This is a genomic window from Zhurongbacter thermophilus, from assembly GCF_026184435.1.
In the GTDB taxonomy this organism is placed as follows: domain Bacteria; phylum Coprothermobacterota; class Coprothermobacteria; order Coprothermobacterales; family JAADFF01; genus JAADFF01.
On sequence record NZ_CP046447.1, the window covers coordinates 1225897 to 1251290 of the forward strand.

A 25394-nucleotide genomic window follows, 5' to 3' on the forward strand; every position below is an offset into this window, starting at 1 on the left:
GCGAGGGGTTTATAACATTTCTAATAAAGAAATCGTATAAAAAGGAGGGAGCACAATGAGTGCAAAGACAAAGGTATTACTTGTTGAAGATGATGACGCTATTTTGGAGCAACTAAGAAGGGTCCTTACCGATGAGGGCTATGAGGTTGTATCTGCTATGAATGGCAACGAGGCCATTGAGAAATTTAAGGCAGATAGACCCGACCTGATACTTCTCGACCTGTACCTTCCACTAAAAGATGGTATGGATGTTTTAAGAGAAATTAGAAGGGAGTCCGATGTACCTATCATTATCATCACAGCCAGAGATGCAGACATTGACAAGGTTAAGGGACTGGAAATTGGTGCCGATGATTATATCACCAAACCATTTTCTCTTATTGAGCTGCTTGCACGCATGAAGGCAGTACTGAGGAGAGCACATCATGGTTATCGCTTCAATATGTCTAATGTCAGCCAGCTCAGAGCACCAGGACTTATTCTTGACCTGAAGACACATCAGGTTATTGTAGAAAGAGATGGCAGAGAGGAAGTTAGACACCTACCACGTAAGCAGTTTGAGCTTCTTAAGATTCTCATGCTCAAGGCACCTGAGGTACTTGAGAGAGAATGGCTGCTTAAAGAGATTTGGGGCAACTTCATGAGCAATGCCCGTACACTCGATGTACATATTCACTGGCTAAGAAATAAGATTGAAGAGGATCCTAACAATCCCGAGTATATCCTTACTGTTAGGAAAGTTGGTTATCGCTTCGGAAAACCTGTTGAGAAGATTAGATAACAGCTATGCCGTGGTGGAAAAAGGCGGGAGATGACCTCTCCCGCCCATTTTCAGAAAATGAAGAGGCACGACCACTAATTAGAAAAATATTGGGGGAAACTTCTATCCTCGATGTTATTGAGCATCTACCATTTGGCGTATTCCTCTTAGATGAAGACCTTAATATCGTCTATAAAAATCCCAAGTTTTCAGAGATTTTAGAGGAGGATTTTCCAGTTCCTACCCCACTTCACGATGTCATTCCCGATTATGAAGTATTAAAAACAGCGGAAAAAGTACTTGCTAAAGATAAATTTGCAACAGCCAGTGTATCCCTTATTAAAAAGGAACTTTTAGGTGTTAAAAAGGCCCAGATATTCTTTCTCAAGGTTGACCACGGTATTGTAGGCCATGTCAGTAGTGCAGCAGATGCAGCAAAGAGTGAAGAGGTGGAAGTCTTTCAGCGTATTATACACGAACTCCGAACACCTCTTACTGCCATGAGCCTAATAGCAGAACACCTTGAAGACTATGCAGAATCCCCCGATATGCTTGATACCATACAAAAGCTTAAATGGGAGATAGATAGGCTATACCACCTTGTAGAAGATTTCATATCCCTAATCAGACTTGATAGGGGCATCTCCCCTATGAAAACAGGCAAAGTAGATATTGCCCAACTTATCAAAGACAGCCTCTGGCAATATGGTTTTATTGTAAGAGATAAAAATATTCAGATTGTATACGAACTAAAAGAACCACTACCACCAGTGTTGGGAAGTAAAAGTCTTTTAAAGAGCCTTATACTTAATCTCATAGACAACAGTGTAAAATACTCACCTGAAGGAGAAAAAATCATCGTAAGAGCATATACAGACGAGGACGGATATGTGGTACTCGAGGTTGAAAATCACGGTGAAAATATATCAGAAGATATGAAGAAAAAGATATTTGATAAATATGTTACCCGTGGTAAAGGCAAAGAAAAAGGTGGCTTGGGACTGGGTATGATGATTGTCAAGGAAGTTGTCAGATGGCATAACGGAAAAATCGACATACTCCAAGCAAAGCCCCAAGGGGTTATATTCCAAATTAAACTTCCTCCTGCGGAGGATAAACGGTGAAGTGGAAAAACTCCCTTGAACGACATGTTGTTATGATCATATCCCTCTTACAGCGTCAAGTAGACAGAACCATTGTATTTCTTGATATGAGTGGACAAGATGAAAATATATTAGAAATTTCCCACCTTGAGGAGCTTATAGACAATGAACTGGGGGACATATACAGTCTTAGCATAAAATTCTTAGCCTCGACTCATAACGAAACAGAAATACTGGCCATTTTGACATTACTTGAGCTGGCCCTGAAAATTGAAGAGAGCAGTGATTTGATACTCTCCAATATACGAATGTTAAGAGAACTTCCGGGAATTCCGGGATATACAGCATCTGTTATGAAACAGATGCTTGAAATCCTCAAAGAAACTTATGGTGACCTTGTGCCACTATCTGCACCTTTTAAACTAAAACCGGAACAAAGAGATATGGTTATAGATATTCAATACAGGCAGATCACAGAAGTCCTTGAAGAAGAAGATATACCAAGAAGTTCAATGATTGTATTAGGTCGAATATCTAGGCACATTGAGCTTTTAGGAGACACTGCGAAAGAGACAATAAGGCTGAAACAAATCTATCTTGATGCACTCACCAAGATAAGACAAGCTATTTAAATACCTCTCCTGCCTCAAGATACCACAGTAAAAGGTCTAAGTGATCCATAGGTATGTCTATGTTCTGTGCAAGTTTCCTCATAGCTTCTTCTATCTCGATGTAACGTTTCTTCGTTAAAGATTTAGGAACCTCCGGGATAGCCCCCACTCTCACAAGGTTTTTCAGGATATGTCTATCCAGTATGGCAATATCTTTTCCAAATCCAATATTGCGTAAGAAATGACTTGCCTCTTTGTATCCCATACCTTTAACATGTTCTACGAGATATTCTCTGGCGGATATTACATCATCGGGAAGGCCGATATCCACAAGAAATTGTCTAAAGCCACCGGGCCAGTTCCAATACTGCTCACGAGACCTAATAATATAACCTGCCTTGTTATTCTTAAATCGCACCCCAACAAGACAGCTTTTTACTGCCTCTTCTTGACCTTGCAACAAAAAACCTTTCTCTCTTAAACACTCTACTGCTTTCCAGCACACTTTAGCCTTGCTTTGAGGAGTAAGATGGCAGAAAACAAACTCCGCAAACAACCTCTCTTCATCTGCATATTTCCAAACATCAGCAAATTCAGAAAGTCTTGTCTCAATAATATCTTTTATTTCCAAATACTTTTCTCTCCACATATCTATGACATCTTGACTATACATTACTTCTCCACCTCTTCATTAAAAATGGGGAGGGCTACCCCTCCCCTCCCATTTTATAATAAGCACACCCTTTACATAGCTCTATCTTCTCTATACTTATCGTAGGCAAGTCTCAATCTTCTAATACCCTCTTTAATATCATCGGCTGTTGGCAGAGAGAAGTTCAATCTCAGTGTATTGCGCTTGCCAAGTTCAGGATATGGATAGAATGCAGAACCATAAACATAAACAACACCAGCATCAACAGCATATCTAAACATTTCATATGTATCTACCCATTCAGACAATTCCATCCAGATAAAGAAGCCACCTTTAGGCACAGACCACTTGACACCTTCTACGTCGCCAAAGTGCTCCTGCAAAGCATCAAGCATAACCCTCATCTTGGCTCCATAGCTCTCAATAAGTGTCTTGAGATGCTCCTCAAAGAAACCAAGATTCATGTACTCAAGTGTCGCGTACTGGACAAAGGCAGCAGTACAGAGGTCTGCAGCCTGCTTGGCAACAATCATCTTTCTTATAACTTCAGGATGTCCTACTGCAAAACCCAGTCTGAAACCGGGAACAAGAGTCTTAGAATATGTGGAAAGATAAATAACAGTGGAGGCATCATCAAAGGATTTAATTGTAGGTGGTCTTTCACCTTCATATACAAGATATCCATATGGATCATCTTCTATAACAAGTACATTGTACTCTTTGGCAAGTTCCACAAGTCTTCTTCTTCTTTCAACACTCATCATGTAACCTGCTGGGTTCTGGAATGTTGGAATAGTGTAAATGGCCTTAACAGGATCGCCCTTTGCACGATGTTTCTTCAACTTCTGCTCAAGGATATCCATGTCCATACCATTCTCATCCATAGGAACACCCACAAAGCGAGCCTGCATAGAACGGAATGCAACAAGACCACCAACATAGGTAGGTTCTTCTACAATGATAATATCTCCTGGATCGATAAGAACCTGAGACAGAAGACTTAAAGCCTGCTGAGAGGCGCTAACCACCATTACTGACTCTTCGTCACAGTGATGACAACCCTCTTTCTCTCTCATAAACCAACGGAGATACTCAAGAAACTCGGGCACACCCTGAGTAGGAGAATACTGCATCATCTTAGGCCCATACTTATCTATTGCAGAATTGACAGCCTGTCTGATTTTATCCAGTGGGAACAGACCCGGCTCTGGATAACCACCGGCAAGGGAAATAATACCATTTACACCTGTGTATTTGAAAATCTCTCTTATGGCTGACGGATTTAGGGACTTAGCCCTCGTACTAAGTAATTTTTCTGCATCAAGAAAACCGGCCATATACATATCGCCTCCCGTAGAATTAATATTTTGGGGTTCCCCTTATCTATTATACCGCACATTGCATATATGCTAGATTATGCAAAGAATAATCTATGGTATTTATTCATCAAATATTCAAAGAGAATGATAAGCTCACGCCACGAAGATACAGAAAAATCACATGGAGCCATCTTATTGTATGGCATATCCCACCGCACCACAGGGAAACCCATACGATGAGTTTCTTCAAGATTATGAGGACTGTCATCTACAAACATGACAATACGTGCACCTTTCATATACAGACGTCGAAGCACTCGCTCCTTACCACCCCGCTCAAATGGAGCATTGACAAAGGGAAAATCACCTAGCCCATATAGAGCCAGATTTTTTTTCGCGGCCTCTTCTATATAGATAGTGCGTTTAGTAAGAAACATAACCTGAGCCCCTTGCTCCTGCATATAAAAAATACCCTCTTGAGCCCCTTTTCTCAGGGGAATCATAGCTTTGGCAACCTTTCGAAAAATCTGTACAGCCTCATGAAAAGGAACTGTGCCATCTTTAACCCATGGGGCATAGGCTATACTCCATCTTCTGGCTTCATTAATAGAGTAATTCTTACCATACGTCTTATTAACATAATTGACGATAGCCTGCATAGTATCAAACACAACATCATCAAGATCAAGAACAACAATAGGTCTCTTCGTTATTACAACGGAATCCAACACAACCTCAATATCATGCCATCTCATAGTTTATCGCCCCAAATCCGATGGATGCAAAATACCATTTTTAAATAGCTTGATAGCCTCATCTTTAGCGTATAAAGTCATAGACCATACATGGGGAAGAATACCTGCCCCATTCAAAACTTCACCTTTGGGCCCTAACACTTCGTATGCTGTCAGGACAAGCATACTGCCATCATCGAGTTTATATACAGCAGAAGCTACTCCCTTACCATAGGTTGTCTCACCCACAAGAATTGCCCTATCATAAGACTTCATAGCCATGGCAAAGACCTCTGCAGCCGATGTTGTACCCTCATCAATAAGAACATATATAGGTCTACTCCATGAAAGCATCCACTGGCTAACAGGTGCATACACAGGTGTTTCGTTACCATCTCCATCTACCAGAGTATATACTTTCTTTCCACCAACGAAAAAACTCAGTAGATTACGAGCAGCTTCTAAATCTCCGCCAAAATTGCCCCTAAGGTCAAGGATATATGCATCTGCCTCACCACGATGAGTGAAAAATATCTTCTTTAAAGCATCGTCCATTTGCTTGACAACATCGCTATCAATAGTTTTTATACGAATATAGGCAACTATCTTGTCACCTACAGAGATAAGGGAATATGAAAAAGGCGAGGCACTAACATAAGATGTTTTTACCTTAAATGTCATAGCAGTACCACTACGAATAATATCCAATTTCACCTCTTTACTAGTTGTAGAGGAAAGCATCATCTTGACATCGTCAAATGGCATATCACGAATATATGTTCCATCAATGGCCTTAACAACATCACCTGGCATAAGCCCAGCATAGTATGCTGGAGAACCTTTAATAACATCTAAAATGATGTATTTACCAGAAGACCTTGTCAGCTCAATTCCCACAGTTTGCACATTACTGCTGAGTAAAATCTTTCTCTTTTCCACCTCCTCAGGGGTGAAAAAGCGAGTATATTTATCATAAAGAGAAGCAACTACCCCTTTAATGGCACTATATGTCAAAGATTTAATGGATACATCATTTTTATATAGATAGTTCTCCGTTATCAGTTTAATAACATCGCCGTATACACCTACACTATCGACCTGGGCCTGAAGTTTAGATATTTCCTGCTCTTTCTCATCGAGTTCTGTCAGCATAGAGATAAAATCAGGTACATACATTGTGGCATATCTCTCTGTAGCATTCCAAGTAATTGTAGCCCCTATAAGATTGGATACTGTGCGAATAGGCACATACAACCTGTTGTTGACAATAATCGGTTTTGATGCAGTAGATACTGTCTGACCATTCAGCTTAACAAGGCCACTATCAGGGTAGAACTCAATAACATTGACATTCCATGCTCCAGCATAGTTTACTCCTAAAAGTGCTATGACAAGCAACAACAATCCCCCTACAAGATACAATCGTCTCTTCATAACACTTTCCCCCGCATGGATATGATATAGGACAGCACAGCATCAAGGGCATCAATATCTGTTATCTCTCCTGTTTTTATTCCCTTATCCAGTTCGTACAACTTTTGCAATAGATTTATCGCGCCCTCTATACCTATAGTATCGTAGATGCCCAATAATTTGCCAACATAATATGGATTTTTAGATGTCACAGAAGCTATATCTTTCACAGAATACCCTTTGTGTCTTAGCTGTCCTACCTCCAACACTCCCCGTATGAAAGTGGCAATAGTGGCCAGTATCTGGGCAGGTGGAGTACCAGACAGTAAAATAGCCTGTTTCATCTCACCGGCCACACCTGTATCTCCGTTCCACAGGGCATCCCAAAATACAAACACATTACCCTCAGCCTGCAAGGCAAAGTACTGAGAGATAATATCTTCGGTAATAACATTCTCTTCAATGAGATCCAGTTTATCCAGTTCTGTTACGATGAGACTGAGCTTTCCACCAGATAAAGACACCAGCATATCAAGGGCACTACCTGTAATATCTTTACCTCTTTTCTTTATAGCAGCCTTAATAAATGCCTTTAGCGAACGACCCTTTAGAGGAGCACATGACACATCAACCCTGTCCCCCACGGTCTTAATGGTAAATCCAGAACGAGATGATGTATCAATAGAAACAACATAATACAAATCTTCATCTTCTATAAAAAACCTCTCCCAAGATGCAAGCACTTTCTTGTTTTTGGGTGTTTGCCAATACTTGATAATATATAGCTTTCCTGAGGAAAACATGCCTCCACCACCGGTGTTTTCAGGAGCAGAAGAAAGCTCATCGGCATATATCACCTCTACATCTATACCCTGCTTTTCTGCCCACCCTTTCATAGCCTTTATAACAACATCGTGAAAATACACCTCTGCCCCTTTAAGAACATATAAGTGGTGAACTTTGCCTTTTTTGATATCACTGACAGCATCAAGGGCTGTATAAGATTGTGTTTTCCTCTTGGCCATGTCAATCACCTAGCGCCATATCTATCATATGTTTGATATCAGAGGCAATAACAGGAGTACCTGCAATAATATTGCCTGTATCCCATATATCACTACCGGCAAAGGTATACACGCTACCACCGGCCTCTTTGACAAGGAGAATACCTGCAGCAATATCCCAAGGAGAAAGTCCAAACTCAAAAAATCCGTCAAAGATACCGGCAGCGCTGTAGGCAAGATCTATGGCTGCAGCCCCCATGCGGCGCAAGTCGCCTATATAAGGATAAAGGGTGGTAAACACCCTTGTGTAACCATCAAATAGATGCTTTTTCCTGAATGGAAATCCAGTTGCAATAATACTTCCTTCAAGTTTCGTACGACCAGACACCTTTATAGGCTTACCATTCATATAAGCTCCTTTACCCATTTCGGCATAAAACAGTTCTTCTCTCTCCGGAAAATAAATAACACCAAGTGTGGGAACATTCCCATCCATCAGTGCAATAGATATTGCATAAATAGGCACACCTCTTATAAAATTGGCCGTGCCATCTATCGGATCTACAAGCCAGTATTTAGCCCTATCGCCACTCTCACCTGTCTCTTCACCATGCCAACCTATACCTTCTGCAGTGAGAAGAATTTCTCTTATAGTCTGCTCTACGGCAACATCCGCTTCAGAAACAAAGTCATCAGGACTCTTCTGACGATACTCCAGAGGTTTCCTGAAATATGTCTTCGCTACCTGTCCCCCTTTTAATGCGGCATCTATCGCTAAATTTATTAAGTTCATCCCACAAATCACCTCTGTCTATATGATAAAGGAAATAACCAACTTCTGCTCCTATTAGGATAATATACCCCATAAGGTAGAACCAAAACAACAAGAACATCACATCGGCTATAACCCTATACAGCTGAAAAATTCGCCCCATAGTAATATAGGTAACAAAAATCCACTCAAGTAGTATCGTACCCAATGTTGCAACAGCAGCGGATGCCACAGCATACTTGACTCTAATTCTCCGTGTTGGAGCAAGATAATATATAACACTATATACAACAAACATAAGAAGCCATCTATCTATACCTGACAATATCCATACCATTAGCGAATTACCTTGAATACCAAGCATCTTCTCGAATAGATTAAACAGTCTGGAGATATATAGAAGAACAGGCTGAAATACGGCAAACAATAAAAATGCAAAAACTATGGCCGTACCCCACAATCTGCCCTTCCATATACCCTTAGAGGGAAAACCCCATACAGAATTTACCATCTGTTCTACAAGATAAAACAACGATGTACCCGTCCATGCAAGGGGAATAATACCCAAGAAACCCCATGTTTTTATAGACATAGCTTCTTCCAGCAAATGCTCTAAGAACTCACCTGACACAGGAACAAGTTTGGGTATACCATGCATAATAATCTCTTTCAGTGAATCTGCTCCCCATAGCGAAAATAACCACATAAAAACAAGGAGAAGGGGAATAAGCGAGAAAAATGTAAAGTAAGCAATAGCTGCCGCCGAGATACCTAATCTATCATTGCCCAACTTGGCAAGTATTAAACAACCTTTGTCATACCACTTTTTCCATATACCATCTATATTAAACAAACGCATCTCTGTATCGCCACATGAGATAGGCGTAATAAATAGACACAAAGAACAGAAGGACTCCGGCAAAAATCATCGAAAGCACCAGAACCTTACTAATAGCATTGTGGTATGATAACACTTCTTGAATAACAGGGGTATAAAGAACACTTCTTAGTGTCATAGCACCGGCAAAGAGTCCCATAGGTATCATAAGGGCCAATAGGAACCAACCAGACTTCGATCTCCTTCTTAAAGCACCTCTACCGGCAAAGTATGGAAGAACAAACACCATAGCAGTAATAAAAGTTATCTTGTCAAACAAACCCGAGGCAGGAAGACCCAAGAAAAATGTAATACCAAACAGTGTTGTCCAAGTATACAGTTTATCTAACTCTCTTTTCTTGTCAGAAAAATCATAAAGGGCGCCCTCAAGATATGTAAGGAAAGACATAGCTATCTTGTATACAACATTAGACGGATTCTTCTTTAGCATTTTCTCCACATTCTTTGCCGCCTTTTCACCCATAACCTCGGTGAGAATATTCAAAATTTCATCTGGAGAATCAGTTTCAAGAATAGGAGAAAGCTTATTTTCCCAATAATTTACCACACCTTTATAAACCTCATTTAGTCTCTCATCAAACTTCTTGACAAACTGGGCCTCTTCATATTTCTTTTTTACCTCTTCCCATTTCTTTAGCAGTTTTTCCTTCTGCTTATCTGTAAGTAATGGTGATGCCTCAACCTTTTTTCTGTACTCTTCCAAGATATCCAAGAGTTTTCCCTTCTTTATATCTACTGACACACATGTCACCTCCTAAAAGAAAAAGCCGTGGGTAAATACCCACGGCTTTATTCTACCAAATAATACCTCTCTTATTTGCCTGCCGAATCGATAGTTGTCAATGTTGGCACTGTGGCATCTACAAACCAGAAAATGAATGCCCATGCCAAAGCCATAAATGCGGCAGAAGATTTTGACATACCCAGTGCTGTCATGGTCATGTACCAGCCAATACCACCAACGATAAAGGCAGATACCAACTTCACCCAAACATTACTGGCAACCCAACCGTAAGCAACACCTGCTAAAAATAGTATCAATCCTATCCATGCCATAATGGGTCACCCCCTTATCTACGAATGAGGACCTTGCCCTGGGCAATTTCCTCACCATAAGATCTCTTGATAGACTTGTAGCTGACAAAGAAACCAATTACAAGAACAACTATGATGACAATACGAGCTGTAAGAACCCAAGGACCAAGCTTAGGATCAACGCCCAGATATTTCACCAATGTATCAGGATTGAAGGAGAAGTATCCACCTTTGGCATAGTCGAGTGTAGAGAAGAACAGGATAACGGCAATGTAGATAGGTGTAATCCATCTCATAAATATGTCGAAGTACCATTTTGGAACTTTGACATAAGCGCCTCTGTTCATCTCTTCCCATGCACCATGTCCCCACATGGTAGCTGTAACGAGAACCTCTATAAGACCAAGTACAACGAGGAAGTAAGAACCAACCCAGTTGTCAAGCTCTGTAAGATATGCCAAGTCGGCCGTCTTTGTGAGAATTGGCTCAAGTGCAACAGGAAGACCAATAATGAAGAATGTCAATGCTGCAACATAAGCACCAACTCTTCTGTTGATACCGGCATCCTCTTCAAGCATAGCTGCAAGATAGTTGAACATAGCTATAGCAGAAGTGAAACCGGCAATGAACAGGAGGAAGAACCACATGGCTCCCCACAGCTGACCACCAGGAAGATCTCTAAAGACATTAGGCAGAGAAATAAATGACAGACCTACACCAGCACCTACGCCCTTAGGACCAAGATATGCATAGGCTATAGGAATAGCAATAGAACCACCAAGAATAACCTCTGCAAACTCGTTAAGAGATACTGTTGCAAGACCAGACAACACAATGTCATCATCGGGTTTCAGATAAGATGCATAGTTCTGAATAATACCCATACCGACGGACAATGTGAAGAATATCTGACCTGCAGCGGCAAGTGCAGATTTCCATGTCAGATCAGCCCATCTGGGTTCCCACAAGTAATCAAGTCCTTTAATAGCAGACCACTCTGGCTTCACAGGTGCTCCAAGGGTAATAGCCCTGATAGCCAAGATAACACCAAATACATACAGAATTGGCATCATAACAGATGCCCACTTTTCAATACCGCCCTGAACACCTCCGGAAACGGTATATGCCATAAGAACAAGGGCAATACCCCAGAAAACAAAGACATACACAGGATTCTGAATGTAATTAACGAAGAACTGTCCTGTATTAACGGCCTTATCCATATAGGCACCAGTAAGGGAGAGATAAGAATAACCAAGTGTCCAACCAATAATCTGAGAATAGTAAGAGGTCAGAAGTGCCATAACGGAGAATGCAAACATACCACCAAGAGCACCGATAATAGCAGCTGCTGATGGACTAACAGCTTCTCTTGCGTGGAGATACAGCATTGGTGCAACAGTACCATGTCCATACTTACCACCTGTACGACCCTGGGTCCACTCAACAAGCATTAGTGGGATACCCAAAAGGAACAGGGCAAAGAAGTAAGGAATCATAAAACTACCGCCACCATTAGAAGCGGCCTGATACGGGAAACGCCAGAAGTTACCAAGACCTACAGCATTACCGGCCATGGCAAGAATAAGACCAATCTTCGTTCCCCAAGTGTCACGGGTTTCTGCCATATACTTCACCCCCTCAAAATATTTTCATGCTACGGCGTAGGGCTAGGTCTTATTAACATTATATATTAAGCAGCATATTTATGCAACCAGATAGCTAAAAGATGGATTTTATGAGCATTATATATTGCTCAAACACTTTAAATATCCCTCTTTTAACAAATCCGATTTAGATAGTTTTTACCTTCATATACATCTTGTCTATGTACTCTTTGAACATACGAACAGTATTAAACTGCGGTGCCAGTGTCAAGAACGAATGCTCTACCATCTCCCACCAGAACTGTTTATGCTTTCTGTATATGAGATATGCCTGTTCCATGAGTGTGATAAGTGCCTCTGCATCTCTGTCATCACCAGTACCTTCCCATCCCCATCCGTTCATGCCATCATATCCCTCTATCCACCAACCATCAAGAATAGATATATTAAGACCGGCATTGTAAATAATCTTCTGACCAGATGTACCACTGGCCTCCTTAGGAGGAATAGGGTTATTCAGCCATAGATCTACACCGCCAACAAGATAGCTGGCAACATCCATATTGTAGTTAGGCACATAGACAATCTTATCTTGCCAACCATAACGCTCAATAGTGGCATGTAGGTTTTCTATAATCTCATGTCCTTTAGCATCTGCAGGATGTGCTTTACCAGAGTAGATAATACGAAGGCCTTGGTCAAGGAGTTTACCTAGTCTATCAGGATCTCTGGCTATGAGGTCAGCCCTCTTATAGGGAGCTACTCTCCTGGCAAAGCCTACTATGAGATCATCTTCATTCCACCTCACACCCATACGTCTCAGGTAAAGAAGCAGCCTCTTTTTCTGAAGAGATTTAGCCAGCTTTATATGGTTCTTACGAAGAATCACCGAGCTCCAGAAGTCGATGTTATCAACTTCTGTTTCCCAACCCTCACCACCTACATCACTCATAATCTCACGCATCTGATCTCCAGCCCATGTGGGCACATGTACACCATTGGTAATGTGGAATATAGGCACATCGTCGGCACGGGGTACATCAAAGATGTGCTTCCACATATTCCTGGAAACCTCACCGTGCTTTTTACTAACAGCATTGGTCAAACCGGCAAGTCTTATGGCTATAACTGTCATACTAAGTCCACCTTCAGTCTGAACACTGGCAAGATCAAGAACTTTATCCCATGGCTGACCAGACTCTTCCCACCACTTTCTTAAATACCTCTCAGCAAGGGAAACATCAAAGACCTCATTACCTGCTGGAACAGGGGTATGAGTTGTAAAGACGAGGTGTCTTCTCACACGCTGAAGTGCCTCTTCCCAATCCATACCTGCTATGAGAAACTCTCGCAGCAGTGCAAGTCCTGAAAAGGCAGAATGTCCTTCATTAAGATGCCATACGTCATAACCAGGATACACTTCTCTAAGGAATTGAGCTCCACCTATACCCAGTAGAATTTCTTGTCTAATACGCTCCGGTCTATCAGCTGTATAAAGCTTATAGGTTGTTGTCTTCCATTCAGGTGTATTTTCATGAAGCTCACTGTCAATAAGATACAGGGGCACCCTTCCTACCATGGCACGCCATACAATATAATGTACGGTCTCATCGCCAAGGGTAAATTCTCCTTTGTACACCTCTGTCATGCCGAAGTCTCTTGGATGATAATACGGATACTCTTCTCTCTGCTTACCATCTTCTATAATTTGAGTGAAGTAACCATTATGATAGAAAAGTCCCAGTCCAATAAGCGGATAATGCAAATCACTGGCAGTTTTTAAAATATCGCCTGCAAGCACACCAAGGCCTCCTGCATAAATAGGCCAATCAGGATGTGCTCCAAACTCAACACTAAGATATGCAACACGTGGTTGTTTCATACATCCCCACCTCCAAGTAGTTATCCTTACAGTTTTGTTATACAGCAAACAGTGGGGATATAGAACAAAAGAAAGACGCTTAAATATATTTATGCTGTGAAAATATGCATAAATTACTTAGGCTTGCATACCTTTAGAGGCAAATAATAGGCGGTAGACCCTTTAGGAGGATTAAGAACAACATCTACCTGTCCCAATACCTGATGAAAATCAATATCAAGTCCTGAAGACATAAACGAATGAATAAAATCAAACGATACACTACTGCACTGGAAATCTTCTAAAGGAGATAATACTATATACAATACGCCCCAGTCGGCATACCACATATCGGTATTGACAAGATAATTACCCCACCAGATAGCCTGTCTCTTTAAAAACCGCTCATAAAACTTTGTATAGTAGGCAGTAGCTGGAAGACCTACAGAGGGGATAGGTTGGTCAAAGTATCCTCTTGGCACTGTGCTTGTACCCATAACATACTTCATATGAATGTAACCTGTTGCCCTATCTACGGCAAAGAAAGAATCCCACCATCTAAAACCCATGTAGTCTGGACTGTCATCCATATCCGGGATACCAGAATACCGAAAGATGGCAACAAGATGAAGCTTGCCATCTATCCACTTACCAAACACAGCAAGGCGAAGTGTGGGATTGCCAGAGTAGGTCTTGGCAAGGGTATCATATCCTATATCTCTGAATATCGAAGCGGCAAAGTCAAGTGTACGAATCTGACCATACTGTACCGGTTGCCCTCCGTGCATCTTTCCCCATCTGGTAAGAATTTTCATAAACTCATCGTAAGAAACATCGTAACCTTTCATAGATGAAATGGCATCATATAAACTGCTAAAACCATCAAAATCGTCAGCAGTTTTCACATAGCCTCTTAGAGGAGGATTCATTACAACATGTTCTACCCGTGTGCGGTAGTATATCAAAACAGCGGCGGCGCTTACAATAAGCACCGCCACCAGCAAGAATTTCCATTTGCCCTTACGTGATACCTTAGTATTCAAAAAGACTACCTCCCACAAACTCTCTAAGAAGTGAGGTGCGAGGTACAAATGTCGTAGACAATGGCTCAAAGTGTCTGATGAACTTAAGAAGTCTCTCTGCCTCAGCATACTCGGGATACAGTTTGGGCACAGCTTGTAAAAGTGGCTCTACCAGTGGTCTAAGAACACTAAGCTCATATGGTAGTGCCGAGTTAAAGAATACATCGGCCTCTTCTTGATATGGGAAGATATATCTATCTTCTCCCCTCCTCACCAGTGGCCACTGTCTAAGGGTATCTATAACACCATATCCCCTAAACAGACTATCTCTCACCATACGGCGAATGAGACGGGCATCTGTAGTAGGTATGCGATTATGGTCATCTATATTGAGCTGTGTCAGAGCACTAACATATATCTTAAACTTCGTATATCCGGGCACCTGAGCTGTGGTAATAGGATTAAGAGCATGAATACCTTCTACAACAATGACACTATTCTTGTCAAGCTTCACAAATTTACCAGAGGGCTCTCTAACACCTCGTATAAAGTTGTATCTTGGTAGTTCTATCTCCTCACCCTTCAGAAGTGCCATAAGCTGCTGGTTAAAGAACTCCACATCCATAGCCTCAATGCTATCAAAATCTGGTCTACCCTCTTCATCTCTGGGTGTCTTGTCTCTGGGCACAAAGTAGTCATCGGTAGATATGACAATCGGATTGATACCATTGACCCTGAGCTGGATACCCAACCTCTTAGAGAAAGTTGTCTTGCCAGAAGAAGAGGGTCCGGCAATAAGCACAAGTCTGACATCACTGATATTCTCAGCTATCTTATCGGCAATCTCGGCTATCTTCTTCTCCTGTAGAGCTTCTGCCACCATTATTATCTCCTTAGCCTTACCGGAAACAATCATCTTATTGAGAGCACCAACATCGGGAAGTCCCATAAGAGAAAGCCAGTTTCTATGTTCCTGAAATGCCTTATAGAGCATAACAATTTCTTCAAACTTAGCAGGTTTACGGTAGTTCTTAGGCTCGGGAAGAACAAGTACAAAGCCCGGTGGATATATGATCAGGTCAAATGCATTAAGATAGCTGGTATCTGGGACAAGTGGCAGGAACACATAATCATAGTAATCAGTACCTTCGGCCTTGTATAAAGTGACCGTCTTGGTATACATCGTTTCAAAGAGTCTAACCTTATCATCACGATTTTCCTTCTTAAACAGCTCTATAGCCTCTTTTCTGTCCATCTCCACAAACTCAAACTTGATAGCCTTCTTGACATATTCCCACATCTTCTCTTTAATCTGTTCAATTTCACTATATGTGATCTCTCTGTCACGAAGTCTGCCATAAAGTCCCTGGTTATAAGAATGCTCCACAAGAACATTTTCATTGCCCAGCACATCACGAGCGGCAAGGGTTAGAAGAAACACATAGCTTCTTTCAATGATACGACGTCCTGTTACAGTGTGTGCATCTATAAAATCAAGCTTAACATCCCTTATCAGTTTATAGTGAAGGTCTACAAGGTGACCATCTACCCTTGCAGCAACAACATTATCAAGAGAACCATACTTTTCCTCAATGAGGTCTTTAACCTGGGGAAGAACATCTAAAATCTTGGTGCCCTCTGGTACTTCTACACGCATACCCTTCTCTACTGTTACAAACACCTTTCCATCCATCACTGCTTCACCTCCTAAGACTGGGATAAACTTTCTTTATAAGCGTATAGATATTCTACCACCACATGGTGTTAGGTATAAAACAGATATAATTAGAAAAAAGGCACGGAGGTGTGACATATGCAGAAATACAGGGTTGCAGACTTAGGAAAATATGTTGGCCAAGAGGTAGAACTAAAAGGCTGGCTTTACAACAAGAGAGATATTGGTAAGGTAAGGTTTATTCTCGTTAGAGATGGTAGCGGCATTGTTCAGGGTGTTATGGTGAAAAACAATCTGCCTGAAGAGGTATGGGATAAATTTGATGACCTCACACTGGAAACCTCTCTGATCGTTAGAGGCACAGTGAGGGAGGAAAAGAGAGCCCCCGGAGGATATGAGCTTGATGTTACAGACATTGAAATCTTCCAGATAGCCGATGGCTACCCCATTACAAAGAAATCTCACGGTGTCGAGTTCCTTATGGACCACAGACATCTATGGCTACGCTCCAAAAAGCAGTGGGCTATTATGCGTATTAGAGATGAGATACAGAGCGCCATTATGGACTTTCTCAGAGAGCAGGGGTTTGTAAGAATCGATGCCCCTATTCTCACATCATCTGCCGCTGAGGGAACAACAACGCTGTTTGAGGTAGATTACCACGGCGATAAGGCATATCTGTCTCAAAGTGGTCAGCTATACATGGAAGCTGCTGCTATGGCACACGGCAAAGTCTATTGCTTTGGTCCTGCCTTTAGAGCAGAAAAATCTAAGACGAGAAGACACTTACTTGAGTTTTGGATGGTAGAACCTGAAATGGCATGGGTAACCTTTGAAGAAAACCTTGAGATACAGGAAAACATGGTTTCATACATTGTTGAAAGAGTGCTGAAAAACCGCAGAAACGAACTTGAAATACTCGAAAGACCTATTGAGCCACTGGAAAAGGTTAAACCACCATTCCCCCGTGTTACATATGATGAAGCTATAGAAATGCTGAAGAAGTCTGGCGACCCAGAGCTTGAAAAGATAGAGTGGGGAGAAGACTTTGGAGCACCACATGAAACATATATCTCCAATAAGTTTGACAAACCCGTATTTATTACCCACTTCCCCACCAAGATGAAGGCTTTTTATATGCAACCTGATCCGAATAGGCCTGAAGTAGTACTTGCAGCAGACCTTCTTGCACCAGAGGGCTACGGTGAAATTATAGGTGGTAGTGAACGTATATATGATTATGACCTTCTCAAGCAGCGTATCCAGGAGTGGGGACTTCCCGAAGAAGATTATCAGTGGTATCTTGACCTGAGAAAGTATGGAACAGTACCTCACTCTGGTTTTGGACTGGGTCTTGAAAGAACAGTAGCCTGGATAGCCAAACTACCACACATTAGAGAGACCATTCCATTCCCAAGAATGCTTCACAGGATGGTGCCGTAAAGTGAAGATAGGAATACTGGGAACGGGCAGCTTGGGCACAGCCCTCGCTGCCCATTTTTACAAGCTGGGCTATGATGTGCTGTGGTGGGGAAGAGACCCTGAGCTTGTAGAACATATCAATGCACATCATCGCAACCCCAAACACATGAGCGAGTTTCTACTGCCATATGACCTCAAAGCTACCAATGATATGAGTCTTGTTGCTAACGCTCCACATATCATTTCAGCTGTACCCACACCATATCTGAGAAATGTTTGGGGCAAACTAAAAGAGCACATAGAAAACCCCATTATCATCAATACCTCAAAGGGTATTGAGGTAGACACGGGCATGTTTGCCCATGAGATATTTAGAGAGATATTCCCCCTAGGCACTTTCTTAGCCTTGTCTGGGCCATCATTTGCTAGAGAAATACTCAAGGGTTTCCCCACAGCTGTTGTACTAGTGGGTCCAGAAAAACACACATGTCAGCTGATAAAGGATTGGTCGACTCCAGCACTAAGAATATATAGTGCCGAAGACCTTGTTGGAGTAGAACTGGCAGGTGCATATAAAAATGTACTTGCTATTGCTAGTGGTGCCGTTGCTGGGTTAGGACTGGGAGAAAACACAAGGGCAGCACTTATAACACGAGGGGTAGCCGAATTGACAAGACTTGGTATAGCACTAGGAGCTCAAATGAAAACTTTTATGGGACTGGCCGGTGTAGGAGATATTATTCTGACATGCTCATCTAAAGAATCGAGAAACTATTCATTGGGTTGGAACATAGGCAGAGGTCTGAGTGTAGATGACGCCCTCTCAAGGCTCAAAGGATATCCTGAAGGATACAAAACCTCACTGGCAATGAAAAAACTTTCTCACGAGCTGAGTGTAGAAACACCCATTGTTGATGCCGTAGCCTCTGTTTTACACGAAGGAAAACCAATACGCAGGGTACTCGCCGACCTACTATCTCGTCCACCAAAGAAGGAATTTTGGGGTATTGAAGAAAACTAAGGCTTGCAATATATAACCACAGGTGGACTATAACCATCTGGAGACAAATAGTATATGAGATGGGCATACCCTTTGTCGCAGGATTTTATACCGGGAATATCATATACACAGTCTGTAAAGGCATAAGGTTTTCCATTTAAGGGACAGATTGGAGGATGATCAAATGCCAAAGGATTCGCTTTGTCTCCCCAGCCTGTCAGGCCCAAAGCAAGTGTCCACTCCCACAGATTAGATTCCCCGCAAGAGGTAGGTGTGGTAGCAAAGTATGGATACGGACGTTTACCTTCCATCTCTCGAATAAGAGCATATTCTTCGGCTTTCATCAATATGTTGTGAACATTTTCCATATGCGCCTTTATCTTGGCCACTTGTATGGCATTTTCATAGCGAGGTAAAGCAATGGCCAGAAGTATACCCAATATAACAATGACAACAAGAAGCTCTACCAGGGCAAATCCACTATCGTCTAAGGGACTCTGCAATATTTTCTGCCGATACAAATGCCTCTTTAACATCACTTGCCCCCATAATGGCACTACCCATAACAATAAGGTCTGCTCCCTTCTCAAGAACATTTTCAAGATTATGATGCTTAACCCCTCCATCAACCTCAATGAGGTAGTTATATTCAGGCTCCCTTCTAATCTCAGACAACACCCTTACCTTATCAAGGGCATAGGGTATAAGTTTCTGACCACCGAAACCGGGGTTGACTGTCATGACAAGTATCACATCAACAAAGGGCATTACCATCTGGATAGCAGATATAGGTGTCGCAGGGTTAAGGGAGACCCCAGCAAGAAGTCCTTTATCTTTAATATAATTAAGCGTTCTGTCAAGATGATTCTCGGCTTCTACATGAACGGTAACAATATCTGCACCGGCATCGGCAAAAACATCGATGTACTGGGCTGGATGCTCTATCATTAGGTGAACAGAGTAGATAATATCCGGAAAATGTTTCTTGAGAGACCCCAGTATCTGGGGACCTATAGCAAGGTTAGGCACAAAGTGACCATCCATGACATCTATATGGAGCATCTTTAGACCATTATCGATTAGTGTCTGAATAGCATTTCCTAAAGTAACAAAATCTGCTGAAAGTATAGAAGGTTCTATAACAGGGGCAAGATTTCTTATCTCCTCTTTTTTCTGCGACGCCATTTTCTCTCTTCCTCCTTTTCCTTTACAGCCTCAAGAATCTTGAGATAGCTTTCATATCTATGTAGTGCTATTTCTCCCTTTTCCACAGCCTCTCTAACAGCACACCCCGGCTCATCAACATGGAGACAACCGGGGTAAGCACATAGATGCTCTCTCTCTGCAATTTCCGGAAAACCACTGGATACCTCTTTCACCTCTATATCGTCTGGCACCTCAAGAAGGGAAAAACCGGGGGTATCAACAACATAGGTCTTTTCACCAACCCTTATAAGCTTAGTATATGTTGTCGTATGTCTTCCCCTACCAATCTTCTCCGACACCGCACCAACAGATAGATTTAAGCCGTACATAGTATTGATAAGAGAACTCTTACCCACACCTGACATACCGGCAAATACAATAGTTCCTTTGTCAAGTAGGGCCTTAAGCTCTTCTATACCCTCTTTTTTTTCAACCGATGTCCATATCACAGGATAGCCTAAATTCTCATATGTCTTCATAACCTCCTTAGCATACTGAAGTTCCTCATCGGAAAGGAGGTCTACCTTATTGACGACAATATAAGGTTTGATATGTTCGTGTATAACATTCATGAGAAACAGGTCAAGATAAAAGAGGTAACCCTCAGGCTGTTTGAAGGTGTGAACATATATAGCCTTGGATACATTGGCCACAGTAGGTCTTTTCAAAATGTTTTTACGGGGCACAATCTTTTCAACAGCGTATTCTCTACCTCTGATAACCTCAGATACCCATGCATAATCACCGGGATATATGCCCGTATCTCTAAGTACTCTTTTTCTTACATGGGCATACTTTTCCTCTCCATCTATTTCAACCCAAGCATTATATCTATCAATTTTGATCACTCTGGACAGTCTTCTGATAGTCACCAGTCCACACCTCCAAATCTACTGTTTCACCTTTCCATCTGTATATACCTGAACGGGGGAATTGTGCCTTTACCGTCTCAAGTTTGATACCCTCAACATACTTATATGTAATCTTGCCAACCTTTAACCCTACATCTGTAATCTTCTTTTCAGCTATAGGTAGTGGTAATCCTACAACATAAGGGACTCTTACCTCTTCAGGAATAGATACGGTAAGAACAACACCCTCACCCAAGGCCAGTTTGGAACCCGGTCCCGGAGTTATGGATTTCACAACAAAATTACCACCATCGGGCACCTCAATAACATCTTTAACCCGAAGACCTGCATCTCTGACTTTCTTGATAGCATCAGCTGCATCCATACCCACTACAGCTGGTACCGTAGCCGTATTCAGCCCTGTGCTGACAATAAGTGTGACCTTCTCACCACTACCCATCAAAGTACCGGGAACAGGTATTTGGGCCACAACATAGCCGACACTAATATCTGCCTGTATAGGTTTAATGTCAAAGGATAAATCGCTTTCCCACAGCTTGGTAATGGCATCAGAAATATACATATCTGAAACATCAGGAGCCCTACGACCTACAGAAACTCTTTCTCTATCTGTTAACCAGTAATACATACCAAGCCCAATAACACCCCATATAAGCGTGGCTAGGAGTAGAACATGAACAAGATATCTTAAAACTTTTCTCATAGGTTTCGCCTCCTAAGCATGCCACAGGCTGCATCGACATCTTTACCCACAGATTTTCTCACTGTAACAATAAAGCCCTTATCTTTAAGGTGGTTTTGAAAGGCTAATATTCTTTCCTCAGGTGGCCTACGAAAACCGGCAAATGTATCATTGTAGGGAATAAGATTAATGCGTTTGACTTTCCCTCTCAGAAGCCTTGCCAATGCTTCTGCATGCTCTAAGGAATCATTAATACCATCGAGCATGACATATTCAGCTGTTAGTCTAACACCTCTATCTTTAGCATACTGATGAGCCATATCGAGCACCTTATCTATGGGATTAGAATCCTCTACTGGAACAAGTGACATTCTCAAATCATGCAATGGAGCATGCACTGAAACAGCCAAATGCACCTTTAAATCGCTATCAAGAAGCTTTTTCATACCCTCAATAATACCAACAGTAGAGAGAGTAATTCTACGGGGAGACATACCAAATGCCCTTTTATCGGTAAAAACTTTGATAGACTTATACACATTATCAAAGTTCAAAAGAGGTTCTCCCATTCCCATAAATACGATGCGGTCAACCTCTTTTTTCATGTGCTCAAAAATCCATATCTGCCCTATAATTTCACCAGCTGTAAGGTTACGTGAAAAACCACTAAGTCCTGTCTGGCAAAACTTACAACCCACAGGACATCCCACCTGCACGGAAATGCATGCTGTATGCCAAGTATCATCTTTACCTTCAAAATTCATATACACGGCTTCTATCAGTTCTCCATCTATCTTCGAACGGAGAAGATACTTAGTACTATCTGTGCCCTCAGACGCTTCTACAATATCATACGGCGACAAATAGAAATGTTCTTTCAAATATTCTCTGAGTGTCTTGGGAATATTGGCCATTTCATCAAAAGAACCTACAAACTTACCATACATCCAATCCCATATCTGCTTAGCCCTATATCCTTGAAAGCCCGCCTCTTGCAAAATGGTCTTGAGTTCATCGAGACTATAATCCATAATTAATTTCTTATCCACTTTTATTTCTCCCTCCCACAACGGCAATAATATCAAGAGGAGTTCGGAGTACAAGGAACAAAGAAAACGGATAAAAGCGTAAAGAGTGAAGGTAATCTTGTATCTCCTCTGAAAGATCTGCTTGTTGTGTATACATAATGAGAGCTCTAATATATCCGTCTGTATCCCAGTATGCAACAAACAACAGTAGCACAACGATAATAAACAAATCCCATGCTAACGCTGGTTTACCACCTATCCACCATAAAACAGGCGAGAATATAAACAGCCACTTAGCAATAATCTCAAACCATCTACGAATAGGTACAAACCATTCACCAGATAGAGACTGTAATACCCTACCAATGATAAATAGCAGACATACTTGTTTGCCTAATTTAATATCTCCCATAAAGAACTTAGGGATAATAAGCACCCTTCCCTTATCTTCATAGTAAAACATTGTAGGAAACCTTCTCTTGACAACAACCGTTACAAATGGAAACAAAAATTCCTTCGCAATATGGGAAGGAGAAACAGGCAAAACACCTTTAGCACCAATAGCACCAATATGCCAACCATACCAAACAATATTCCACAGCAGATAAAGCCCCGTTATTAGCAGTAATGTACTATAAAAATCTAAGACCAAATGTCACCAACCTCCGGCTTATACCCCCTAATAAAATCTTCTACAGACATGGCCTTCTTACCCTCGGGCTTCAGTTCAAGGGGAATATAAACACCCCTACCCGTCTGTATACCAAATCTGTCTTTATCGGCCCATATAACGCTACCGACCTCTCCATGAGACCCTGTACTTTCGCATTCACCATATAGTATCTTTACCCTCTTCCCTTTAAAGATACCATATGCACCGGGAACATCGGCAAGCGAGCGGATAAGTCTATCAATTTCATCACATGGTTTTCTAAAATCTATATGAAACATAGACTTTTCGAACATAGGTGCATATGTATAATTTTCCCCTTGAGGTATAGGCTCTATCTTTCCCTTTTTATACAAATCTATAAACGTCTCCCAAACCGCGGGAACCTTATTGGCGAGCATTTCTTCGAGTTGGGTAGCCTTTTCTCTTCCTGTAAGGGGATACTCTATCTGATACAAAATATCACCTGCATCTATTTCCTTGGCCACTTTGTGGAAGGTAATACCTGTCTTCGTATCACCACTATATATTGTCCACTGGATAGGTGCCGGTCCTCTCCAACGTGGGAGCAGAGACGGGTGAACATTAACCATAAATGGTGCCTTTTCACCGTAAAAGTACGATGGAATATATATACCATAATCTATAACTACGGCCACATCAACATCATATGTAAGATATTGCTGAAATAGGTCTCTGTTTAACCTGTCTGATTTAATCACTTCCACATCACCATCAACAAGCTCTGCCACAGGCGTAGGTTTCAGTTTCATTCCCCTACCCTTGGGCTTGTCCGTCTTGGTAAACACTAATGCGAGCTCTCCCTTATCTTTAAGGTGCTGAGTAATAGGTAATGCAAACTCTCCGCTGGCAAAAATAGCAACCTTCACCTCAGAACCCCCTTATCTTCAAGCAACTTTACAACTGTAGGATACTTAAAGGCAAAAGGTCTTACATCAACAAGAGACCAATCTGTAATTTTATCGATAAACAAGATACCCTGAAGGTGGTCCATTTCATGCTGGACAACCCTTGCATCAAAGTCTACAAACTTCTCTTTTTTCTTTTTTCCTGCTACATCTTGATACTCAACCACAACCCATTTATATCGCTCAACAGGACCATACACACCGGGTACACTGAGGCATCCTTCTTCTCCCACCTCTGTTTCTTTCGAATGAGAAACAATCTTGGGGTTAATCATTACACCACTTTTACCACCAATATCGTATACAAATAAAGACTTGGATATCCCTATCTGCGGTGCTGCAAGGCCCACACCACCAGTCTCGCCACCTTCATACATAGCTTTGAACATACGAGCTACAAGACGTCTAAGATCCTCATCAAAACGAATAATCTTCTCTGCCTTCTTTCTCAAGACAGGTTCACCGAGAACAACTATCTCCATATGTATCACCCCACTAGAAGTTTAATTGAGAGGAAACCGAGGGTAAATCCTAATAGACCACCGGCAAATACTTGGGCCCAAGTATGCACACCTTTGTATACACGGGACCAGCCAATAACAACAGTAAGAAAGAGGAAAATCAATCCTGCCACGAAGTTATAATGAAAGACAAACGAAGAAAATAAGCCCATAGAGAAACCATGAAATGATATTTTCCACTTAAGATTGACCAAGCCACATATAAGCACACCTAACATCACCGACATAACAACAGCATGTAACATAGGATACTCGGGTAATCTCGCAGGAGCAATAAGCCATAGTATAAGATATCCAACAAACGATGCGAGATATGGGAGATATCTATCTTCTCTCTCGATAATATCCATATTAGGGAGGTTTCTTCTAATCTTCACCCATAAAGCAGATGCCACAAGCATAGAACCAACTATTAATGTGGTCCAAAGTAAAAATAACATAACATCTTTAGCAGGGTATCTTTCTATATAGGCAACGAAAAAATACAACATGGTAATCACAATAAGAGGATTACCTATATCAGATAATATTCTTGCCCATTTGCTCTTCATATTTTCTCCCATTATCATTTCCTTCACCATAGCATTAGAGATTATAC

At 41.6% G+C, this 25394-nt stretch carries 27 protein-coding genes; 5 read left to right on the forward strand and 22 right to left on the reverse strand.

Features of this window, described 5'->3' with window-relative positions:
• The first annotated feature begins 55 nt into the window (after positions 1-55).
• The 3 genes from GM182_RS06170 to GM182_RS06180 are packed head-to-tail and all read left to right on the forward strand — an operon-like array spanning position 56 to position 2495.
• Positions 56-781 (forward strand): response regulator, encoded by a 726-nt coding sequence (locus GM182_RS06170; RefSeq protein ID WP_449186232.1) that lies wholly within the window; start codon positions 56-58, stop codon positions 779-781.
• A gap of 5 nt (positions 782-786) precedes the next feature.
• Positions 787-1884 carry a sensor histidine kinase gene (locus GM182_RS06175; protein ID WP_449186233.1) on the forward strand — a complete coding sequence of 366 codons (1098 nt, stop codon included), beginning with the start codon at positions 787-789 and terminating at the stop codon, positions 1882-1884.
• A complete protein-coding gene (locus GM182_RS06180) occupies positions 1881-2495 on the forward strand; it encodes a hypothetical protein (RefSeq protein WP_449186234.1) in 615 nt (204 codons plus the stop codon). The genes GM182_RS06175 and GM182_RS06180 overlap by 4 nt, the downstream gene beginning before the upstream one ends.
• Here the strand turns inward: GM182_RS06180 and GM182_RS06185 are convergent.
• From GM182_RS06185 to GM182_RS06245, 13 genes are all read right to left on the reverse strand, one after another.
• Positions 2488-3147, reverse strand: a complete 660-nt coding sequence (locus GM182_RS06185) for an N-glycosylase/DNA lyase (RefSeq protein WP_449186235.1) — start codon at positions 3145-3147, stop codon at positions 2488-2490. The genes GM182_RS06180 and GM182_RS06185 overlap by 8 nt on opposite strands.
• 71 nt (positions 3148-3218) lie before the next feature.
• Positions 3219-4463 carry an aminotransferase-like domain-containing protein gene (locus GM182_RS06190; RefSeq protein ID WP_449186236.1) on the reverse strand — a complete coding sequence of 415 codons (1245 nt, stop codon included), beginning with the start codon at positions 4461-4463 and terminating at the stop codon, positions 3219-3221.
• 77 nt (positions 4464-4540) lie between these two features.
• Positions 4541-5200, reverse strand: coding sequence for a 5' nucleotidase, NT5C type (locus GM182_RS06195; protein WP_449186237.1), 660 nt, complete (start codon positions 5198-5200; stop codon positions 4541-4543).
• Positions 5201-5203: 3 nt separating this feature from the next.
• Positions 5204-6613 carry a S41 family peptidase gene (locus tag GM182_RS06200; protein WP_449186238.1) on the reverse strand — a complete coding sequence of 470 codons (1410 nt, stop codon included), beginning with the start codon at positions 6611-6613 and terminating at the stop codon, positions 5204-5206.
• Entirely contained in the window at positions 6610-7617 is a 1008-nt protein-coding gene (gene holA / locus GM182_RS06205) for a DNA polymerase III subunit delta (RefSeq protein WP_449186239.1), read from the reverse strand. Before holA ends, GM182_RS06200 begins: the two co-directional genes overlap by 4 nt.
• 1 nt (position 7618) lies before the next feature.
• Positions 7619-8389, reverse strand: a complete 771-nt coding sequence (locus GM182_RS06210; RefSeq protein WP_449186240.1) for an inositol monophosphatase family protein — start codon at positions 8387-8389, stop codon at positions 7619-7621.
• Positions 8289-9227, reverse strand: coding sequence for a YihY/virulence factor BrkB family protein (locus tag GM182_RS06215; protein ID WP_449186241.1), 939 nt, complete (start codon positions 9225-9227; stop codon positions 8289-8291). Before GM182_RS06215 ends, GM182_RS06210 begins: the two co-directional genes overlap by 101 nt.
• Positions 9214-10008 (reverse strand): hypothetical protein, encoded by a 795-nt coding sequence (locus GM182_RS06220; RefSeq protein ID WP_449186242.1) that lies wholly within the window; start codon positions 10006-10008, stop codon positions 9214-9216. Before GM182_RS06220 ends, GM182_RS06215 begins: the two co-directional genes overlap by 14 nt.
• Positions 10009-10079: 71 nt before the next feature.
• Entirely contained in the window at positions 10080-10322 is a 243-nt protein-coding gene (locus GM182_RS06225; protein WP_449186243.1) for a hypothetical protein, read from the reverse strand.
• A gap of 14 nt (positions 10323-10336) precedes the next feature.
• Positions 10337-11929, reverse strand: coding sequence for a sodium:neurotransmitter symporter family protein (locus GM182_RS06230; RefSeq protein WP_449186244.1), 1593 nt, complete (start codon positions 11927-11929; stop codon positions 10337-10339).
• A gap of 166 nt (positions 11930-12095) precedes the next feature.
• Positions 12096-13790, reverse strand: a complete 1695-nt coding sequence (gene glgP, locus GM182_RS06235) for an alpha-glucan family phosphorylase (protein ID WP_449186245.1) — start codon at positions 13788-13790, stop codon at positions 12096-12098.
• Between the two features lie 113 nt (positions 13791-13903).
• Positions 13904-14812: a hypothetical protein gene (locus GM182_RS06240; RefSeq protein ID WP_449186246.1), complete on the reverse strand. Its 909-nt coding sequence runs from the start codon at positions 14810-14812 to the stop codon at positions 13904-13906.
• Positions 14802-16484 carry a uridine kinase family protein gene (locus GM182_RS06245; RefSeq protein ID WP_449187298.1) on the reverse strand — a complete coding sequence of 561 codons (1683 nt, stop codon included), beginning with the start codon at positions 16482-16484 and terminating at the stop codon, positions 14802-14804. The genes GM182_RS06240 and GM182_RS06245 overlap by 11 nt, the downstream gene beginning before the upstream one ends.
• 120 nt (positions 16485-16604) lie before the next feature.
• Here GM182_RS06245 and asnS point away from each other — a divergent pair, with 120 nt between their 5' ends.
• Positions 16605-17909: an asparagine--tRNA ligase gene (asnS, locus tag GM182_RS06250; RefSeq protein ID WP_449186247.1), complete on the forward strand. Its 1305-nt coding sequence runs from the start codon at positions 16605-16607 to the stop codon at positions 17907-17909.
• A gap of 1 nt (position 17910) precedes the next feature.
• Positions 17911-18909 carry an NAD(P)H-dependent glycerol-3-phosphate dehydrogenase gene (locus GM182_RS06255; protein WP_449186248.1) on the forward strand — a complete coding sequence of 333 codons (999 nt, stop codon included), beginning with the start codon at positions 17911-17913 and terminating at the stop codon, positions 18907-18909.
• Here the strand turns inward: GM182_RS06255 and GM182_RS06260 are convergent.
• From GM182_RS06260 to GM182_RS06300, 9 genes are read right to left on the reverse strand one after another with little or no spacing between them, the layout of a single operon-like run.
• Positions 18906-19424, reverse strand: coding sequence for a type IV pilin protein (locus tag GM182_RS06260; RefSeq protein WP_449186249.1), 519 nt, complete (start codon positions 19422-19424; stop codon positions 18906-18908). The genes GM182_RS06255 and GM182_RS06260 overlap by 4 nt on opposite strands.
• Positions 19369-20073 (reverse strand): ribulose-phosphate 3-epimerase, encoded by a 705-nt coding sequence (gene rpe, locus GM182_RS06265; RefSeq protein WP_449186250.1) that lies wholly within the window; start codon positions 20071-20073, stop codon positions 19369-19371. Before rpe ends, GM182_RS06260 begins: the two co-directional genes overlap by 56 nt.
• Positions 20046-20966, reverse strand: coding sequence for a ribosome small subunit-dependent GTPase A (rsgA, locus tag GM182_RS06270; RefSeq protein WP_449186251.1), 921 nt, complete (start codon positions 20964-20966; stop codon positions 20046-20048). The genes rpe and rsgA overlap by 28 nt, the downstream gene beginning before the upstream one ends.
• On the reverse strand, positions 20929-21669 hold the full coding sequence (locus GM182_RS06275) for a PASTA domain-containing protein (RefSeq protein WP_449186252.1): 741 nt from the start codon (positions 21667-21669) through the stop codon (positions 20929-20931). The genes rsgA and GM182_RS06275 overlap by 38 nt, the downstream gene beginning before the upstream one ends.
• Positions 21666-22697 carry a dual-specificity RNA methyltransferase RlmN gene (rlmN, locus tag GM182_RS06280; RefSeq protein WP_449186253.1) on the reverse strand — a complete coding sequence of 344 codons (1032 nt, stop codon included), beginning with the start codon at positions 22695-22697 and terminating at the stop codon, positions 21666-21668. Before rlmN ends, GM182_RS06275 begins: the two co-directional genes overlap by 4 nt.
• Positions 22690-23328, reverse strand: a complete 639-nt coding sequence (locus GM182_RS06285; protein ID WP_449186254.1) for a hypothetical protein — start codon at positions 23326-23328, stop codon at positions 22690-22692. Before GM182_RS06285 ends, rlmN begins: the two co-directional genes overlap by 8 nt.
• Entirely contained in the window at positions 23319-24236 is a 918-nt protein-coding gene (locus GM182_RS06290; RefSeq protein WP_449186255.1) for a methionyl-tRNA formyltransferase, read from the reverse strand. The genes GM182_RS06285 and GM182_RS06290 overlap by 10 nt, the downstream gene beginning before the upstream one ends.
• Positions 24233-24757: a peptide deformylase gene (gene def / locus GM182_RS06295; protein WP_449186256.1), complete on the reverse strand. Its 525-nt coding sequence runs from the start codon at positions 24755-24757 to the stop codon at positions 24233-24235. The genes GM182_RS06290 and def overlap by 4 nt, the downstream gene beginning before the upstream one ends.
• A gap of 5 nt (positions 24758-24762) precedes the next feature.
• The gene (locus tag GM182_RS06300) at positions 24763-25359 is read right to left on the reverse strand and encodes a phosphatase PAP2 family protein (RefSeq protein WP_449186257.1); all 597 of its coding nucleotides are present in this window, start codon (positions 25357-25359) and stop codon (positions 24763-24765) included.
• Positions 25360-25394 lie beyond the last annotated feature (35 nt).

What these genes read in the sequence shown, in the direction of transcription:
- GM182_RS06170 (WP_449186232.1), top strand. Translation starts at nt 56, where the DNA reads ATGAGTGCAAAGACAAAGGTATTACTTGTTGAAGATGATGACGCTATT.
- GM182_RS06175 (WP_449186233.1), top strand. Translation starts at nt 787, where the DNA reads ATGCCGTGGTGGAAAAAGGCGGGAGATGACCTCTCCCGCCCATTTTCA.
- GM182_RS06185 (WP_449186235.1), bottom strand. Translation starts at nt 3,147, where the DNA reads ATGTATAGTCAAGATGTCATAGATATGTGGAGAGAAAAGTATTTGGAA.
- GM182_RS06190 (WP_449186236.1), bottom strand. Translation starts at nt 4,463, where the DNA reads ATGGCCGGTTTTCTTGATGCAGAAAAATTACTTAGTACGAGGGCTAAG.
- GM182_RS06195 (WP_449186237.1), bottom strand. Translation starts at nt 5,200, where the DNA reads ATGAGATGGCATGATATTGAGGTTGTGTTGGATTCCGTTGTAATAACG.
- GM182_RS06200 (WP_449186238.1), bottom strand. Translation starts at nt 6,613, where the DNA reads ATGAAGAGACGATTGTATCTTGTAGGGGGATTGTTGTTGCTTGTCATA.
- holA (WP_449186239.1), bottom strand. Translation starts at nt 7,617, where the DNA reads ATGGCCAAGAGGAAAACACAATCTTATACAGCCCTTGATGCTGTCAGT.
- GM182_RS06210 (WP_449186240.1), bottom strand. Translation starts at nt 8,389, where the DNA reads ATGAACTTAATAAATTTAGCGATAGATGCCGCATTAAAAGGGGGACAG.
- GM182_RS06215 (WP_449186241.1), bottom strand. Translation starts at nt 9,227, where the DNA reads ATGCGTTTGTTTAATATAGATGGTATATGGAAAAAGTGGTATGACAAA.
- GM182_RS06225 (WP_449186243.1), bottom strand. Translation starts at nt 10,322, where the DNA reads ATGGCATGGATAGGATTGATACTATTTTTAGCAGGTGTTGCTTACGGT.
- GM182_RS06230 (WP_449186244.1), bottom strand. Translation starts at nt 11,929, where the DNA reads ATGGCAGAAACCCGTGACACTTGGGGAACGAAGATTGGTCTTATTCTT.
- glgP (WP_449186245.1), bottom strand. Translation starts at nt 13,790, where the DNA reads ATGAAACAACCACGTGTTGCATATCTTAGTGTTGAGTTTGGAGCACAT.
- GM182_RS06245 (WP_449187298.1), bottom strand. Translation starts at nt 16,484, where the DNA reads ATGGATGGAAAGGTGTTTGTAACAGTAGAGAAGGGTATGCGTGTAGAA.
- asnS (WP_449186247.1), top strand. Translation starts at nt 16,605, where the DNA reads ATGCAGAAATACAGGGTTGCAGACTTAGGAAAATATGTTGGCCAAGAG.
- GM182_RS06260 (WP_449186249.1), bottom strand. Translation starts at nt 19,424, where the DNA reads ATGTTAAAGAGGCATTTGTATCGGCAGAAAATATTGCAGAGTCCCTTA.
- rpe (WP_449186250.1), bottom strand. Translation starts at nt 20,073, where the DNA reads ATGGCGTCGCAGAAAAAAGAGGAGATAAGAAATCTTGCCCCTGTTATA.
- GM182_RS06275 (WP_449186252.1), bottom strand. Translation starts at nt 21,669, where the DNA reads ATGAGAAAAGTTTTAAGATATCTTGTTCATGTTCTACTCCTAGCCACG.
- def (WP_449186256.1), bottom strand. Translation starts at nt 24,757, where the DNA reads ATGGAGATAGTTGTTCTCGGTGAACCTGTCTTGAGAAAGAAGGCAGAG.
- GM182_RS06300 (WP_449186257.1), bottom strand. Translation starts at nt 25,359, where the DNA reads ATGGGAGAAAATATGAAGAGCAAATGGGCAAGAATATTATCTGATATA.